Source organism: uncultured Fibrobacter sp. (assembly GCF_937877005.1).
Classification (GTDB): Bacteria; Fibrobacterota; Fibrobacteria; order Fibrobacterales; family Fibrobacteraceae; genus Fibrobacter.
On record NZ_CALEFV010000294.1, the window covers coordinates 1 to 2,007 of the forward strand.

At 54.5% G+C, this 2,007-nt stretch carries 2 protein-coding genes; one reads left to right on the forward strand and one right to left on the reverse strand.

Annotation, left to right across the window (positions count from 1 at the left end; translation table 11 throughout):
- Positions 1-78 precede the first annotated feature (78 nt).
- A complete protein-coding gene (locus Q0628_RS13230; RefSeq protein WP_298771715.1) occupies positions 79-1,182 on the reverse strand; it encodes a glycosyltransferase in 1,104 nt (367 codons plus the stop codon).
- A 116-nt stretch (positions 1,183-1,298) separates the two neighbouring features.
- Here Q0628_RS13230 and lpxA point away from each other — a divergent pair.
- The coding region (lpxA, locus tag Q0628_RS13235) for an acyl-ACP--UDP-N-acetylglucosamine O-acyltransferase (RefSeq protein WP_298771717.1) at positions 1,299-2,007 on the forward strand (709 nt) is incomplete at its 3' end.

Genomic DNA, 2,007 nt, shown 5'->3' on the forward strand with positions numbered 1-2,007 from the left:
ATCTTGCAGAATATGCCTAGCGCAAGGAGCGCCACCAGGACAAAGAAGCGGAGCGTGGCCTTGTTCATGCCGCCTCCGTTATTTCCAGCGGACCATCCCGGTGGTGCCCGCGGGCACTGCAAAGACAATCATCGGAATCTGAATGATCTCGGTCGGAATGAAGGCGAGCATCTTGCGTTTGGAATGCAGCTTCCACGAGGCAATCATCAGGAACACAAAGTCCACGACCACCTTCGGCAAGATGCTGAACACGCACCATTGCCACGGACAATCCAAAAAGAGGACGCACCACGGGCTAATGAACATCCAGATGTAGTAGGTGTAAATCAGCGTGAGCATCAAGACGTACGCCTTGCTTTCGTAGTTGGTGCCGTTGCTGCTCCAGCGGGCGCGCTGGTTAAAGAGTTGCTTCCAGGTGTGCACCGGGGCGGTTTCAATCACCGCGTCCTTGTCCAGGTTGTAGCAGACCTTGGTGCCCGGGATTTTCATCATCTTGTGGATGAGCATGTCGTCGTCGCCGCTCGAAAGGTTCACCAGGTCGCCAAAACCGCCCACGGCAAAGAACAAATCTTTCTTATAGGCGAGGCAGGCGGCGCTTGCCACAATCGGGTGTCCCCAGCTAAAGCCTGCGGCTTCCATGGCGGTGTAGCCCAGGGTTTCGAGTTTCTGGTACAAGTGCGGCATCGTGCGGCTGCCGTTATTCTGCTTAGGGCCCTGCACAATGCAAATGCCGTCATTAAAGCGACCCGCCATGGCGGTAATCCAGCTCTTGCGCGGAATGCAGTCGGCGTCCATGGTCAAAAGCACTTCGTACTTAGCAATCTTGAAAGCGCTTTCCAGCGCCCGCTTCTTGGGGCTTGCTATCTGCGGTAAATCAGGTGAAAGGCTGAGTACCCTGAATTTCGGGTGGGTGGCCGCGAACTTTTCGAGAATTTCCTTGGTGGAATCGGTCGAACGGTCATCGACACAAATCACTTCCCACTCACCAACGTAATCCTGCTCGGCGAGAGCTTCCAGCGTGCGCTGCGCGAATTCTTCTTCGTTGCGCATGGGCACGACTACGGTGACGCTCGGGGTTGCCTTGGGCCCTCTGTAACGGTGTGTGCGAATCACTCCTATTATGAAAAATAGGAACAACAATACGTACAGCGCTGTAAGGCATGCAATGATAATACCACCCATGTGTAAAAATGTAGCAAAATAGAACTTAGAGCTTAGAATTTAGATCTTAGTAATTGCTAAATTAGAATCTAAGTTCTACCAACTAAGTTCTGCCAACTACGGCGAAGCCGTTAATTATGATTCATCCTTCTGCATTTGTAAGCCCGCAAGCCAAAGTTCACGATTCTGCCGTTATTGGTCCGTGGTGTTTGGTAGATGCCGGTGCCGAAATCGCCGAAGGAGTCATTTTGGAATCCCGCGTACATGTGTACGGCGGGGTATCGGTCGGCAAAAATACGCATGTCTATGACGGCGCCATTTTGGGCGGCCCTCCGCAAGATCTAAAATATGCGGGCGAACCGACCCGTCTTGAAATTGGCGAAAACTGCACCATACGCGAATATTGTACGCTCAACCGCGGCACAGTGCAAGGTGGCGGATGCACACATGTTGCGGACCATGTCTTGGTGATGGCCTACTCGCATATCGCCCATGACTGCGACATTCGAACAGGAGTCGTCATTGCGAACAGTTGCCAGTTAGGCGGTCACGTGCGCATCGGCGAATATGCGACCATCGGTGGCGTTACCGCCATCCAGCAGCGCAATCAAGTCGGCGCCTACGCTTTTGTGGGTGGCACGCACAAGGTCGACCGCGATGTTCCCCCATGCACCAAGGCGTCGGGGAACCCCATCCGCTACGGCGCCTTGAACCTGCACGCCCTGCGCCTGCATCCCGAAAGTTTCCCCGAAGAGCGGATCCAGGCGCTTTCGCGCGCCTACCGCGAACTGTATCGCGGCTCGCGCCCCACTGCCGAAGTTATCGAAGAACTCAAAAAAGGCCCGG